10 protein-coding genes are annotated in these 14,801 nt (G+C 62.6%); all 10 read right to left on the bottom strand.

Translation table 11 applies throughout. The annotated features are described in order from the left end of the window. Nucleotides 1-239: 239 nt before the first annotated feature. A complete protein-coding gene (gene hemE, locus ABRP30_RS01695; RefSeq protein WP_267820364.1) occupies nucleotides 240-1,304 on the bottom strand; it encodes a uroporphyrinogen decarboxylase in 1,065 nt (354 codons plus the stop codon). Nucleotides 1,305-1,455: 151 nt separating this feature from the next. Then, nucleotides 1,456-2,874 carry an FAD-dependent oxidoreductase gene (locus ABRP30_RS01690; RefSeq protein ID WP_267820362.1) on the bottom strand — a complete coding sequence of 473 codons (1,419 nt, stop codon included), beginning with the start codon at nucleotides 2,872-2,874 and terminating at the stop codon, nucleotides 1,456-1,458. A 123-nt stretch (nucleotides 2,875-2,997) separates the two neighbouring features. Beyond that, nucleotides 2,998-7,443 carry a glutamate synthase large subunit gene (gltB, locus tag ABRP30_RS01685; protein ID WP_267820360.1) on the bottom strand — a complete coding sequence of 1,482 codons (4,446 nt, stop codon included), beginning with the start codon at nucleotides 7,441-7,443 and terminating at the stop codon, nucleotides 2,998-3,000. 372 nt (nucleotides 7,444-7,815) lie between these two features. Further along, nucleotides 7,816-9,408, bottom strand: a complete 1,593-nt coding sequence (locus ABRP30_RS01680; protein ID WP_267820359.1) for an SPOR domain-containing protein — start codon at nucleotides 9,406-9,408, stop codon at nucleotides 7,816-7,818. A gap of 15 nt (nucleotides 9,409-9,423) precedes the next feature. Next, a complete protein-coding gene (gene aroB, locus ABRP30_RS01675; protein WP_267820357.1) occupies nucleotides 9,424-10,521 on the bottom strand; it encodes a 3-dehydroquinate synthase in 1,098 nt (365 codons plus the stop codon). A gap of 94 nt (nucleotides 10,522-10,615) precedes the next feature. Next, complete coding sequence (gene aroK / locus ABRP30_RS01670) at nucleotides 10,616-11,134, bottom strand: shikimate kinase AroK (protein ID WP_241805111.1); 519 nt, start codon at nucleotides 11,132-11,134, stop codon at nucleotides 10,616-10,618. Nucleotides 11,135-11,138: 4 nt separating this feature from the next. Next, on the bottom strand, nucleotides 11,139-12,407 hold the full coding sequence (locus ABRP30_RS01665; RefSeq protein ID WP_267820355.1) for a type IV pilus secretin PilQ: 1,269 nt from the start codon (nucleotides 12,405-12,407) through the stop codon (nucleotides 11,139-11,141). Continuing rightward, nucleotides 12,331-13,347: a pilus assembly protein PilP gene (locus tag ABRP30_RS01660; protein ID WP_267820353.1), complete on the bottom strand. Its 1,017-nt coding sequence runs from the start codon at nucleotides 13,345-13,347 to the stop codon at nucleotides 12,331-12,333. The genes ABRP30_RS01665 and ABRP30_RS01660 overlap by 77 nt, the downstream gene beginning before the upstream one ends. Continuing rightward, nucleotides 13,344-13,880 (bottom strand): PilN domain-containing protein, encoded by a 537-nt coding sequence (locus ABRP30_RS01655; protein ID WP_241805105.1) that lies wholly within the window; start codon nucleotides 13,878-13,880, stop codon nucleotides 13,344-13,346. The genes ABRP30_RS01660 and ABRP30_RS01655 overlap by 4 nt, the downstream gene beginning before the upstream one ends. Then, a complete protein-coding gene (pilM, locus tag ABRP30_RS01650) occupies nucleotides 13,880-14,728 on the bottom strand; it encodes a type IV pilus biogenesis protein PilM (RefSeq protein WP_267820351.1) in 849 nt (282 codons plus the stop codon). The genes ABRP30_RS01655 and pilM overlap by 1 nt, the downstream gene beginning before the upstream one ends. Nucleotides 14,729-14,801 lie beyond the last annotated feature (73 nt).

The raw sequence follows: 14,801 nt of genomic DNA, 5'->3' as shown, positions 1-14,801 counted from the left end.
TTTCGGTTTCGATGGGACCAGATTAGCGACGATCGCTGAATTAAAACTTAATGCAACAAAACCAGGGCATGGCACCGGCTTTGCCAGTGATCGCCGGCAAGCCAGCCACAGTTGACCGCACCTCGTGGGAGTAACTGTCTTGCGCAACTGCTAAAAGCTGGCGCGGCCCCTGTGGGAGCTGGCTTGCCGGCGATGGGCCGCAAAGCGGCCCCGATTCGCTTGACTGGCCAGCACTCAGATCACTGGTGGTACTGCGCGGACAGTTCATGCACGGCGTTGATGAACACGCCCGCATGCTCCGGGTCGACCTCCGGCGTAATGCCGTGACCCAGGTTGAACACATGGCCGGTACCCTTGCCATAGCTCGCCAGGATCCGTGCCACTTCGTTGCGGATGGCCTCGGGCTTGGCGTACAGCACGGTCGGGTCCATGTTGCCTTGCAGGGCAACCTTGTCACCCACGCGGCGGCGGGCGTCGCCGATCTCGCAGGTCCAGTCCAGGCCCAGTGCATCAGCGCCGGCTTCAGCGATGCTCTCCAGCCACAGGCCGCCATTCTTGGTGAACAGGATTACCGGCACCTTGCGCCCATCGTGCTCACGGATCAGGCCACTGACGATCTTGCGCATGTAGGCCAGGGAGAACTCCTGATACGCCGCCGCCGACAGGTTGCCGCCCCAGGTGTCGAAGATCTGCACGGCCTGGGCACCGGCCAGGATCTGCCCGTTGAGGTAGCTGGTGACCGACTGTGCCAGCTTGTCCAGCAGCATGTGCAGGGCTTGCGGGTTGTCGTAGGCCATCGCCTTGGTCTTGCGGAAGTCTTTGGACGAGCCACCTTCGACCATGTAGGTGGCCAGGGTCCATGGGCTGCCGGAGAAACCGATCAGCGGCACACGGCCGTTGAGCTCGCGCCGAATGGTGCTGACGGCATCCATCACGTAGCCGAGGTCTTTCTGCGGATCAGGGATGGCCAACGCTTCGATGTCGGCCGGGGTGCTGATGACCTTCTTGAAACGCGGGCCTTCGCCGGTCTCGAAGTAAAGGCCAAGGCCCATGGCATCGGGAATGGTGAGGATGTCCGAGAACAGGATCGCTGCGTCAAGCGGGTAGCGTTCCAGCGGCTGCAAGGTGACCTCACAGGCGAACTGGGGGTTCATGCACAGGCTCATGAAGTCACCGGCCTTGGCGCGGCTGGCGCGGTATTCCGGCAGGTAACGGCCGGCCTGGCGCATCATCCATACAGGGGTGACGTCTACGGGTTGCTTGAGCAGTGCACGCAGGAAACGATCGTTCTTCAGGGCAGTCATGTCGGCATCCGGCAAAAAAGTGCGGGCATTTTCTCAGACGCCAGCGCAAAAGGCACGGTTGAGACCATGCGTTTTGTCTATTGGGTGCCGTGGATCAAGCAATTTTGTATACAAAAACCGATGAGGCCGCTGTGCGGCCCCATCGGGCCGATCAGACTTCGAGGTAATCCAGGATACCTTCGGCAGCGTTGCGGCCTTCGAAGATGGCGGTCACCACCAGGTCCGAACCGCGCACCATATCGCCACCGGCAAATATTTTCGGGTTGCTGGTCTGGTGCTTGAACGTGCCTTTCTCCGGGGCCACCACACGGCCTTGGCTGTCCATCTGGATGCCATGCTGCTCGAACCAGGGGGCCGGGCTTGGGCGGAAGCCGAACGCGATCACCACGGCGTCCGCCGGGAGGATTTCTTCGGAACCCGGGATTGGCTCAGGGCTGCGACGGCCACGGGCATCCGGCTCGCCAAGACGGGTCTCGACCACCTTCACGCCTTCGACCTTGTCTTCACCGACAATGGCGATCGGCTGACGGTTGTAGAGGAACTTCACACCCTCTTCCTTGGCGTTCTTCACCTCTTTGCGCGAGCCTGGCATGTTGGCTTCGTCACGGCGGTAGGCACAGGTCACCGACTTGGCTCCCTGGCGGATCGAGGTGCGGTTGCAGTCCATCGCGGTGTCGCCACCGCCCAGCACCACGACCCTCTTGCCCTGCATATCGACAAAGTCTTGCGGCGACTTCTCGAAGCCCAGGTTGCGGTTGACGTTGGCGATCAGGAAGTCCAGCGCGTCATGCACGCCCGGCAGGTCCTCGCCCGGGAAGCCGCCTTTCATGTAGGTATAGGTACCCATGCCCATGAACACGGCGTCGTACTCGGCGAGCAGCTGTTCCATGGTGATGTCGGTGCCCACCTCGGTGTTCAGGCGGAACTCGATACCCATGCCAGTAAAGACTTCGCGACGATGGCTCAGCACGGTCTTTTCCAGCTTGAACTCAGGGATGCCGAAGGTCAGCAAGCCGCCGATTTCAGGGTTCTTGTCGAACACCACCGGGGTAACCCCGGCACGCACCAGCACGTCGGCACAGCCCAGGCCCGCCGGGCCAGCACCGATGATGGCAACGCGCTTGCCAGTCGGTTTGACCTTGGACATGTCCGGGCGCCAACCCATGGCGAAGGCGGTGTCGGTGATGTACTTCTCAACCGAACCGATGGTCACCGCGCCGAAGCCGTCGTTCAACGTGCAGGCACCCTCGCACAGGCGGTCTTGCGGGCACACACGGCCACAGACTTCCGGCAGGGTGTTGGTCTGATGCGACAGTTCGGCCGCGGCCAGGATGTTGCCTTCGGCGACCAGCTTCAACCAGTTCGGGATGAAGTTGTGCACCGGGCACTTCCACTCACAATACGGGTTACCGCAGCCCAGACAGCGATGCGCCTGTTCTACGGACTGCTGGGGCTTGAAGGGCTCGTAGATTTCCACGAACTCCTTCTTGCGCTGGCGCAGCAGCTTTTTCTTCGGGTCCTTGCGGCCCACTTCGATGAACTGGAAGTCGTTACTCAGACGTTCAGCCATTTTTCAAAACCTCTTAACAGCAGCTGCAAGCTACAAGCTGCAAGCCGCAAGACGATCACTTAAGCCGGGCAAACCTCGAGCTGCTCTTACTTGCAGCTTGAGGCTTGCCACTTGCAGCTGTTTTTACTGCGGGTTGGCACGGGTACTGGACAGCAGTTGCTTGAGATTGGCCGCCTTCGGCTTGACCAACCAGAAGCGTCGCACGTAATCGTCCAGGTTCTCCGAGAGCTCACGCCCCCACTCGCTGCCGGTTTCTTCCACGTATTCGCCAAGGACCCGCGCCAGGTGGCTACGGTAGGCTTCCATCGCTTCACCACTGATACGCTGGATTTCCACCAGTTCGTGGTTGAGCTTGTCGACGAAGCTGTTGTCCATGTCGAGCACGTAGGCGAAGCCGCCAGTCATGCCAGAGCCGAAGTTGTAACCGGTCTTGCCCAGGACGCAGACAAAGCCGCCGGTCATGTATTCACAGCAGTGATCGCCAGTACCCTCGACAACAGCGTGGGCGCCGGAGTTACGCACAGCGAAGCGCTCGCCCGCGGTGCCGGCGGCGAACAGCTTGCCGCCCGTGGCGCCATAGAGGCAGGTGTTGCCGACAATGGCGCTGTGCTGGGTTTCGAACGGGCTGCCGGCTGGCGGCACGATGGTGACCTTGCCACCGGTCATGCCTTTGCCGACGTAGTCGTTGGCGTCACCTTCCAGGTACAGGTTCAGGCCACCGGCGTTCCACACGCCGAAGCTCTGGCCTGCAGTGCCCTTGAAGCGGAAGGTGATCGGCGCTGCGGCCATGCCCTGGTTGCCGTGCAACTTGGCGATTTCGCCGGAGATGCGCGCACCGATGGAGCGGTCACAGTTGCAGATGTCGAGCGCGAACTCGCCACCGGCCTGATCGCGGATGGCCGGCAGGGCCATTTCGACCATCTTCTCGGCCAGTTCGCCCTTGTCGAACGGCGGGTTCTTGTCGACTTCGCAGAACTGCGGCTTGTCGGCCGGAATGTGCGAGCTGCCCAGCAGCGGCGACAGGTCAAGGTGGTGCTGGCGCTCGGTATCGCCTGGCAGCACGTCGAGCAGGTCGGTCCGGCCGATCAGCTCGCCCAGGCTACGCACACCCAGCTTGGCCAGCCACTCGCGGGTTTCTTCGGCAACGAAGGTGAAGAAGTTGATCACCATGTCGACGGTGCCGATGTAATGGTCCTTGCGCAGCTTGTCGTTCTGCGTGGCCACGCCGGTGGCGCAGTTGTTCAGGTGGCAGATGCGCAGGTACTTGCAGCCCAGGGCGATCATCGGTGCGGTACCGAAGCCAAAGCTCTCGGCACCCAGGATGGCAGCCTTGATCACGTCCAGGCCGGTTTTCAGGCCACCGTCGGTCTGTACCCGTACCTTGCCGCGCAGGTCGTTGCCGCGCAGGGTCTGGTGGGTTTCGGCCAGGCCCAGTTCCCACGGGGCGCCGGCGTACTTGATCGAGGTCAGCGGCGAAGCACCGGTACCACCGTCGTAACCGGAGATGGTGATCAGGTCGGCATAGGCCTTGGCCACGCCAGCGGCGATGGTACCCACGCCTGCTTCTGCCACCAGCTTGACCGACACCAGGGCCTGAGGGTTGACCTGCTTGAGGTCATAAATCAGCTGGGCCAGGTCTTCGATCGAGTAGATATCGTGGTGTGGCGGCGGCGAAATCAGGGTCACGCCCGGTACCGCATAGCGCAGCTTGGCGATCAGGCCGTTGACCTTGCCGCCTGGCAACTGCCCACCCTCGCCCGGTTTGGCGCCTTGGGCAACCTTGATCTGCAGCACTTCGGCATTGACCAGGTATTCCGGAGTCACACCGAAGCGGCCGGTGGCCACCTGCTTGATCTTGGAGCTACGGATGGTGCCATAGCGCGACGGGTCTTCACCGCCCTCACCGGAGTTGGAGCGCGCGCCCAGGCGGTTCATCGCCTCGGCCAGCGCTTCGTGAGCCTCTGGCGACAGCGCGCCCAGCGAGATACCAGCAGAGTCGAAGCGCTTGAGGATCGCCTCCAGCGGCTCGATCTGATCCAGCGGCAGGGCCTGATCGGCCACCTTCACCTTCAGCAGGTCGCGGATCATCGATACCGGGCGCTGGTCGACCAGCGTGGTGTATTCCTTGAACTTGGCGTAGTCGCCCTGCTGCACGGCAGCCTGCAGCGTATTGACCACATCCGGGTTGTAGGCGTGGTACTCGCCGCCGTGGACGAACTTGAGCAGACCGCCCTGCTGGATCGGCTTGCGCGCGCTCCAGGCCTCAGCGGCGAGCAGCTTCTGGTCGCCCTCAAGGTCGACGAAACGCGCGCCCTTGATGCGGCTGGACACGCCTTTGAAGCTCAAGCCGACCACTTCTTCGGCCAGGCCCACCGCTTCGAACAGCTGGGCGCCACGGTAAGAGGCGATGGTGGAGATGCCCATCTTCGACAGGATCTTCAGCAGGCCCTTGGAGATGCCTTTGCGGTAGTACTTGAACACTTCGTCCAGATCGCCCAGCACTTCGCCGGTGCGGATCAGGTCGGCCAGCACTTCATACGCCAGGTACGGGTATACCGCAGAGGCGCCGAAGCCCAGCAGTACCGCGAAGTGGTGCGGATCACGGGCAGTGGCGGTTTCGACCAGGATGTTGCTGTCGCAACGCAGGCCTTTTTCCGTCAGGCGGTGATGGACCGCGCCAACGGCGAACGAAGCATGCACCGGCAGCTTGCCCGGGGCGATATAGCGGTCGCTGAGCACCAGCTGGGTCTTGCCTGCGCGAACCGCTTCTTCTGCCTGATCGGCAATATTGCGGATGGCCGCTTCCAGGCCGATGCTTTCCTCATAGTTGAGGTCGATCAGCTGACGGTCGAAGCCTTCGCGCTCCAGGTTCATCAACGAACGCCATTTGGCGGGCGAGATGACCGGGGAGCTGAGGATTACCCGCGAGGCATGCTCGGGAGATTCCTGGAAGATGTTGCGCTCGGCACCCAGGCAGATCTCCAGCGACATGACGATCGCTTCGCGCAGCGGGTCGATCGGCGGGTTGGTAACCTGGGCGAACTGCTGGCGGAAGAAGTCGTAAGGCGAACGCACGCGCTGCGACAGGACAGCCATTGGCGTGTCGTCACCCATCGAACCGACCGCTTCCTGGCCTTGCTCGCCGAGTGGGCGCAGTACCTGGTCACGCTCTTCGAACGTGACCTGGAACATCTTCATGTACTGCTTCAGCTGGTCAGCGTCGTAGCTGGCCGCGCCCTGGTCGTCGGTGAGGGTCGCCTGGATGCGCAAGGCGTGCTGACGCAGCCAGCGCTTGTACGGGTGGCGCGACTTCAGCCGGTTGTCGATGGCATCGGTGTCGAGGATGTGACCGGTCTCGGTGTCCACGGCGAAGATCTGGCCTGGGCCGACACGCCCCTTGGCGATGACATCTTCAGGCTTGTAGTCCCAGACGCCGATTTCCGACGCCAGGGTGATATAGCCATTCTTGGTGGTCACCCAGCGCGCCGGGCGCAGGCCGTTGCGGTCAAGCAGGCACACCGCATGGCGGCCTTCGGTCATGACGATGCCGGCCGGGCCATCCCACGGCTCCATGTGCATGGAGTTGTATTCATAGAACGCGCGCAGGTCGGCGTCCATGGTCTCGACGTTCTGCCAGGCTGGCGGTACCAGCATGCGCACGCCGCGGAACAGGTCGATGCCGCCGGTGACCATCAGCTCCAGCATGTTGTCCATGCTCGAGGAGTCGGAACCAACGCGGTTGACCAGCGGGCCGAGCTCTTCGAGGTCGGGGATCTGGTCGTTGGCGAACTTGGTGCGACGGGCCATGGCCCAGTTGCGGTTACCGGTGATGGTATTGATCTCGCCATTGTGGGCGAGGAAGCGGAACGGCTGCGCCAGCGGCCATTTCGGCAGGGTGTTGGTGGAGAAGCGCTGGTGGAACACGCAGATCGCGGTTTGCAGGCGCTCGTCGTCCAGGTCCGGATAGAAGGCCGCGAGATCGCGCGGCATCATCAGGCCTTTGTAGATGATGGTCTTGTGCGAGAAGCTGCAGATGTAGTGGTCGGCGTCGTGGGCGTTGGCCACGGACGAACGGCGACGGGCACTGAACAGCTTGATGGCGAATTCCTGATCGCTCAGGCCTTCACCGCCGATGAACACCTGTTCGATCTGCGGCAGGCGCTCCAGCGCCAGGCGGCCGAGCACGCTGGTGTCGATCGGGACTTTGCGCCAGCCAACCAGGGTCAGGCCGGCAGCGATGATTTCGCGGTCCATGTTGGCGCGAGCAGCTTCGGCTTTTACCGGGTCCTGGTTGAAGAACACCATGCCAACGGCGTACTGCTTTGGCAGCTCGACGGCAAAATGTTCCTCGGCTACGGCACGCAGGAATTGATCGGGTTTCTGCATGAGCAGACCGCAACCGTCACCGGTCTTGCCGTCGGCGTTGATACCGCCGCGGTGGGTCATGCAAGTCAGGGCCTGCATGGCAGTTTGCAGAAGGTGGTGGCTCGGTTCGCCCGTCATATGGGCGATCAGGCCAAAACCACAGTTGTCCTTGAATTCTTCGGGATGGTACAGACCTGTTTTCATAGACACTTTCTCACCAGGTTCACCTCTCAACCGGAGGCAAATCTCTTTTTTAACAACCACTTACCATCCACGCCGATCAAATGCCAGCTTTTTTGCGGTGGCCATGGAAAACCATTGTTGCACAGCGACAGCGATGCCCACAAATTTTCATGTCTCACCATTGAAAATTTATGTCGCAATATTGAATGTTTTACGCCATGCGCCGTGATAGCGCCTTGGCTTGAGTCTGAAGCGTTTCAGCCCTGACTGCAAGATTGGCTTGTGGCCGGCAGCCTGGGACAGAAAAGCCTGCCGCGCTCGGGCGCAGCAGGCTAGACGAAAGTCAGTTATCGCTCAGCAACTGGGCGGCGGGGTGGTGCCGCCCGGAAGGTATCAGCGGGCCGTGGCCAGCTCTTGTTGGACGCTGGCTACAGTACGTGGCCAAGGTTTACCAGCCTGAACCTTCGCTGGCAAGTTCTTGATTGCCGCAACCGCTGCATCGCGGTTGGCGAAGCTACCATAAGTGACCACGTAAAGCGGCTTGCCCTGCAGGGTTTTCTTGAAGTAGCGATAGTCGCCACCCTGCGCCTTGACGAAGGCCTGCGCCGACGCTTCGGAGCTGGTACCAAGGATCTGCACGACATAGTTGCCAGGCTTCTGCCCGGTATACCAGCCGCTGTTACCGCTCCCGCCAGCCGGTTTGGCGGCGGGCTTGGCGGTGGCAACCTGGGTCGGTGCCGGAGCAGGCTTGGCAGGTGCAACCGGCTTGGCCGGCTGGGTTGCTACCGGCTTCTGCGCAGGAGCAACCGGCTGAGCCGGCGGCGCGCTGGTAGCGGCCTGGGCCATGGTGGGTGCAGGGCCGGCAGCCTCACCCTGCGGTGGTGCGATGGTCGTGACCGTCGGCGGATTGCCCGGCTGCAGCGCAGTGCTGTCCGCCGGGCCACCTTCTTCACCATCCCCCATGCCGGCGGCCTGCGCCAGAGGCTCGCGCATCACCGGCTGCGACTGGCCAACCAGCGGCAGTGGCATCGGCTGCGACGACCCTGAGAACTCGATCGCCGGGTCAGCAGGCTTTCCTTCCCCCAGCGGCAATTGGGCTTGGGCCGTCGGCGCATCCGTGGCCGCCTTGTCGCTTTTCTTGGGCATGAGAACCGCAGCAGCAACGGCGACCACAACGACAGCGGACAGCGCGAGCACGTGTTTCTTAGGCATTTTGAACCCCATGGTTGGTCGCTTCGCCGAACTACGGCTGGCGATCATGGCTTCGATCAAAGTATCGCGGGCAACCTGGTTGATATTGCCGGGCCACCCGTCGGAGTGTTCGTGAATATCGACGATCTGCTCATGGGTGAACACCTCGATGCCCCGGCCTGCCCCTTCCAGGCGCTGCTCCAGGTACTCGCGGGTCTCTTCCTCGCTGTAGGGCGCGAGTTCAATGACGTGGAAACGCTCTTCCTCGACAGGGATCTCGTCCAACCCGGCGATCAGCGACGCTTCGCCGAACAGGAACACGTGCGGGCGCCCCTCCGGGACACCTGCAGCCAGCTCCAGCAACGCTTGGAGTGCCGACTCGTCGAGTTGTTCCGCATCGTCCACCAGTAAATAGACTTCCTGCCCGGTGAGGGCAAGCTGGACTACCTTGGAGAGGATCGCCTGAACGTCCGCCGTGGCCAGCTCAAGCGCCTGGGCCACCTGGCCCAGCACACTGGCGGCATCGCTGGCGCTACGGGCCGAGACCACTACGCTCTGCACCGACTGCTTGTTGGTGCTGGCCACCAAGGCCTGGCGCAGCAAGGTTTTACCACTGCCTACAGGCCCTGTAACCACCAGCATCAGCTGGCTGTAACGGGCCAGGTGGTGCAGTTGGCCGAGCACAGGCTTGCGCTGGGCAGGGAAAAACTTGAAGCCGGGCACACGCGGCGCGAACGGATCGTGGCTCAACTGGTAATGGTCGAGAAACGCCTCATCGGCATGCAAACTGGTCATTGCGCTGTCACAACCTCAAAGCTGGGCCACGATCGCGCGGTAATCCGCCGACAGCGTGGCCTGAAGAACCTCTTTCGGATAGTCGTCGGTCACCACGGCTTCGCCCATCTGGCGCAGGAGCACCAGACGCAAACGCCCATCGATCACCTTCTTGTCGACCGCCATATGCTCCATGAAATGCGCCGGGGTCATTTCCTGTGGTGGCACCACCGGCAAACCTGCATCCTGCAGCAGGCGGATTGCGCGATCGCGCTCGGACTGGTCGATCCAGCCCAGGCGCATCGACATCTCCAGAGCCATCACCGTGCCCGCTGCCACGGCTTCGCCGTGCAACCAGACACCGTAGCCCATGTGCGTTTCGATGGCATGCCCGAAGGTATGCCCCAGGTTGAGCGTCGCGCGCACACCGGACTCACGTTCATCAGCCCCGACCACGGCGGCCTTGGCTGCACATGAGCGCTGGATCGCTTCGGTCAGCGCCGCAGGTTCAAGGGCGCGCAAGGCCTTGATATTGTCTTCGAGCCAACCGAGGAAGGGCTTGTCGCAGATCAGCCCGTACTTGATCACTTCGGCAAGGCCCGCCGACAGCTCGCGCTCGGGCAGGGTCTTGAGGGTGGCGGTGTCGATCAGCACGGCATTGGGCTGATAGAACGCACCTACCATGTTCTTGCCCAGCGGGTGGTTGATGCCGGTCTTGCCTCCAACAGAGGAGTCGACCTGGGAAAGCAGGGTGGTGGGGACCTGGATGAAATCGACGCCACGCTGATAGCACGCGGCAGCGAAGCCGGCCATGTCGCCGATAACGCCACCACCGAGCGCCACCACCGTGGTGCGGCGGTCGTGCCGGGCGCGCAGCAGGCCGTCGAAGATCAACTGCAGGGTTTCCCAGTTCTTGTGGGCTTCGCCATCCGGAAGAATCACTGGCAGCACCGAATAGGCACCCAGCGTCTTGCTCAGACGTTCGAGATACAGGGGCGCGACGGTCTCGTTGGAAACGATGGCAACCTGCCGGCCGGCAATATGCGGCGCCAGCAGTTCTGGCTGGTCAAGCAGGCCTTCGCCAATGTAGATCGGGTAGCTACGCTCGCCCAGGTCGACCTTAAGTGTCTGCATGTATCCCCACAATGTACTTGGGCGCGGCGCCGGCTGAGCGACCCACGCGGTAACGTTGAACCTCGCCTCGGCCCTGGCCGAGAATAGTCCCGGCCTACCGGGGCGGCAATTGCTGCAAGCGTTCGAGAATATCCAGTACGACCATGCGCGGCGGCCGTTCGTCGGTTTCCACCACGATGTCGGCGATCTCACGGTACAGCGGGTCGCGCGCCTCGAGCAGGTTACGCAAGGTCGCCTCCGGATTGGCGGTACGCAGCAATGGCCGATTGCGATCGCGCGCAGTACGCCCCACTTGCTGCTCCACCGAGGCATGCAGGTAGATCACCCGGCCGCCATGGTGCAGCGCGTGGCGGTTGGCCTCGCGCATGACCGCACCGCCGCCGGTCGCCACGACCACGCCATCGAGCGCGCAGAGCTCGGCGATCATCGCCTGCTCACGGTCACGGAAACCCGGCTCGCCTTCTTTGTCGAAGATCCACGGGATATTGGCGCCGGTTCGCAGTTCGATTTCCTTGTCGGAATCTTTGAACAGCAGGCGCAGCTCTTTGGCCAACAGGCGCCCGATGGTGCTTTTTCCAGCGCCCATGGGCCCTACAAGTATCAAATTTCGCACAGAATCAACGACTCACAGCAATCGCCTGGTCACTCATGATACGCGGAGTCAGGAAGACCAGCAGCTCGGATTTTTTCTCTTGTAATACATCGCGTCGAAACAGCCGCCCAACATACGGCAGATCGCCGAAAAATGGCACCTTGTCGACCACATTGTTTTGCGTGGTCGAGTACACACCGCCAATGACGATGGTTTCCCCATCCGCTACCCGGACCTTGGCATTGACCTCGTTCTTGCGGATCGGCGGCACATCGTTCAAGGCATTGACGAAATCAGGCTCGTCCTTGGTCACCTTGACCGTCATGATCACCTTGCCGTCCGGCGTAATCTGCGGCGTGACCTCCAGCGACAGCGACGCCTCGCGGAATGCAACCGACGTAGCGCCACTCTTAGAGGTCTCCTGGTAAGGGACTTCTGTGCCTTTGAGGATACGGGCAGTCTCGTTATTGGCCGTTACCACCTTGGGCTGGGAGATGATTTCGCCATTACCGGTCTTCTCCATGGCGCTGAGTTCAAGGTCCAGCAGCACGCCCCCGCGCAATACGCCCAAGCCGATGCTGGAACCGGCCCGCTCCACCCCAAGATCGACAAATACGTCCGCGCCCAACGCAGGGGCTTCGCCATAGAGACGCGGGCCCCAGCGCACCCCAAGGCTGTGCTCGTAATCGACATTGGCCTCCACGATGCGGGCCTCGATCTCGACCTGCCGTACAGGCACATCCAGCTGCGCAACCAACTGGCGCAACTCGGCAAGCCGGCCCTCAGGCTGGTGAGCGACCAGCGTATTGGTGCGCACATCCACATGCAAACTACCGCGCCCAGTCAGAATGCCGTCATCGGCCAACGTAGCCAGCAGCAACTCGGCAAGTTCTGGGGCCGCGGCGTGTTGTATCGGCAGCAACTCCCGGCGCAACGGCTGCGACTGGGCCTCCAACTCCAACCCCATACGCGCCCCCAGCGCCTGTTCGGCCAGCTCAGCCGCTGGCGCCACCACCAGTACCTTGCCTTCTTCCCGCCGGGCCAGCCCCTTGCTGCGCAGCACCAATTCCAGCGCCTGATCCCACGGAACATCCTGCAGACGCAAGGTGATACTGCCCTGCACCGTGTCGCTGGCGACCAGGTTGATGCCGGCATAATCGGCCAGCACCTGCAACACAAGGCGCACTTCCACGTCCTGGAAGTTCAGCGAAACCGGTTCACCCTGATAAGGCGTCGCTGCCAGCGAAGGCATCGGCAGCAAGGCCGCCACCAGCCACTTCATCATCCCGTTCATTGTCCCGCGTGATCTCCCTGTCCACGCCCTTCCTGAGTGTCAGCACTGTGGTGCGCTCGCGCCAAATGCCCCCCACGAACAACCGTTCGCACACCTCGACCTGTTGCGCGTCCACGCGCACCACCACCCCCTCATCGCGCCCCAGCCGGTCACCGGAACGCACGCGATAGAGCCGCCCTGCAGACAACAGCAGAGCCTCGTGCTGCATGCCTCGGGACAAGCTGCCGACCATTTCCAGCTGAGCGAGCGGTATGTTGGCGAGCCCTTGCCTGACAGCGCGGCCCGACCAGCTTGAAAAGGGGTCGGCCACAGCTGGCCTGACCTGATCACGCGCAGGCAGCCAAGCCAGTGATTCCGGCTCTGCCACCGCCCCATCGGCGTGGAAGGCGTCGACACGCAGCCTTAACCTCAACACGCCCGGCCTGCCATGAGCACTGGCCAGATGCATATCACCGGCACGCAGCAGGCGAACCTGCCCAAGCCAATCATCGAGCCACATTCGCAGTGCCGCGTAACGCCCCACGACCTGCACATCCAGCGGTGTTCGGCCAAAACCTGGCTGATTCTGCTCATCCAGTACCTCAAGCCGCTCGAAATGCAGCCCATGCACATGCCCCGATGCGGCCAATTGGTCGAGCAGATCGCTGATTTCGCCGCCGGCCGCCAGCCGCCATCGCATATCGTCCAAGTGCCGCTGGGCGTCGCTCAGCGCTTGCGGAGCATGCACACGAGCCGATACCTGGGCGGCCTTGGCCTGGTGCTTGTCATCAAGGGCCTTTTGGTTTGCCTGCGCTGTGTGCTGCAGTTGCCGCCATTCCGGCCAACGCATCAGGCAGCCTGCCGCAACGACCAGGCACCCCGCAGCTATCGGCAGGGCACACCGGAACAGGCGCGAGCGCGCCACGAGCGCCTGCCAGTCCAGACGGGTGCGCAGTTTCACGACCAAGAGGCCGACATCCGCGCCTGCAGCAAAAACTTCTCGCCAGCAGGCAAGCTCTCGATCCGCTTCAGCTCCAGGTCGAGCAATACCCCGGAGCGCCCGAGATCGCGCATCAATTGCGCTATCACAGCACTGGACGCAGCCAGCCCGACCACGTGCAACCGCTCACCCTCGACCTTCAGTTCGACCACCTGAACGCCCTCGGGTAATGCCCGCTCCAGCGCGCTGAACAGCGCCGTCAGATACCCTCGATCAGCGAACAGAGCGTCCAGCAGAGCGGTTTGGGCCTGTGCTGCGTCGAGGGCCTGGTGAATGACGTCAAGCTGCTGCAACTGCGTATCGAGACCAGCGATGGCGGCCTGCCGGCCCAGGTTGGCAGCCAACTGATGCTGCGCGCGCTGGCGTGCCAGCTGGTCCATCAACAACACCACACAAAGCGCCAGCACCACGCCGCCAATCAGCCTGAATTGAAAGCGGCGAAGTGCTGCCTGGCGCTGCTGCTCGCGCCAGGGCAGAAGATTGATACGCAGCATCAGCGCAAAGCCCCCAGCGCCAGGGCAGTCGCCAGTGCCATGTCGCCGTCGTGGCATGCAAGGCCAGCCACCTGCGGCAATGGCCGGCAAGGCCTATTCAACTGGCTGCACAACTGATCGAGCCGACCTTGCTCAAGCAGCAGGCTTCCAGTCAGAAGCAGGTCCTGCACCTGCGGGTTATCGACAAACAGTTCATCCAGCCGGGCCAAGGGCACTTCGCGCCGCTGCGGCAACACACCTTCAGACCAGCCATGCAGCGTAGCGCTACCAGGTTCGAGGCGCAGCAGCGCGGAGCCGTCTGCACGCGGTTGCGGCATCATTCGCCACAAGGCGATGCTGTCGACCTCCACGACCTCCAGCAGCAGGCCGGCCTCGTCGAACAGCGCTTCCAACGGCTGCAGCACGGTCTGCCGGCAAGCCACCACCAGAACATCACGCGCGTCAGCCTGACCACAGGAAGGCCCCAAAACCTGGAAGTCCATCACCAACTCTTCCAGCGGAAAAGGAAACAACCTGTCCGCATCAGCCAAGAGTTGCGCCTCCATCTCGGCCACCGGCTGGTCGGCCGGTAGCTGGCACAACTTGCAGATCACCTGCGAGGCAGGCAGCGCCACTGCGGCCCGCCGCTGGCGGCTGCCACTGCGCCGGCAAGCGCGATGCAGCGCCGCCACTACGCGATCGGGCACCTGCCACCACTCACCAGCACCTGCGGGCTCGAACGGCTCGGCCTCCCAGGCAAGACGCTCGCAGCGCCCTTTTCTGCGTTGCAGTTGTACAAGCCGAACCGAATCGGCGGCGATTTCAACCCCCAACAGTGAACCGGCATCCTTGCCCATGCGTCCAAGCATCGCTGCTCCTCTGTGTCAGCCCTGAAACCCGCACCAGCACCCAGGCTCGATGGCCAGACGGTGCAGCGGGCTG

The organism is Pseudomonas sp. WHRI 8519 (assembly GCF_040224055.2).
GTDB lineage: Bacteria > Pseudomonadota > Gammaproteobacteria > Pseudomonadales > Pseudomonadaceae > Aquipseudomonas > Aquipseudomonas putida_X.
The sequence above is the reverse complement of the archived record's forward strand: the minus strand, read 5'-3'. Positions and strand labels throughout refer to the sequence as shown.